We start from the raw sequence: 226 nt of genomic DNA, 5'->3' as shown, positions 1-226 counted from the left end.
ACTGCATGAAGTTGGAATCGCTAGTAATCGCGGATCAGCATGTCGCGGTGAATACGTTCCCGGGTCTTGTACACACCGCCCGTCACACCATGGGAGCGGGTTTTACCAGAAGTAGGTAGCTTAACCGTAAGGAGGGCGCTTACCACGGTAGGATTCGTGACTGGGGTGAAGTCGTAACAAGGTAGCCGTATCGGAAGGTGCGGCTGGATCACCTCCTTTCTAGAGT

Annotated in this window: 1 rRNA gene; it reads left to right on the top strand. The window is 54.0% G+C overall.

From position 1 onward, the window contains the following. Positions 1-219: ribosomal RNA gene (locus MRBLMU1_RS31305) — 16S ribosomal RNA — on the top strand; the annotation flags it as partial. Between the last annotated feature and the right edge of the window lie 7 nt (positions 220-226).

This window comes from Burkholderia sp. LMU1-1-1.1, assembly GCF_040675865.1.
In the GTDB taxonomy this organism is placed as follows: Bacteria; Pseudomonadota; Gammaproteobacteria; order Burkholderiales; family Burkholderiaceae_D; genus Rugamonas.
Note: the sequence above shows the minus strand (reverse complement) of the source record. Positions and strands in the feature narration are given on the sequence as shown.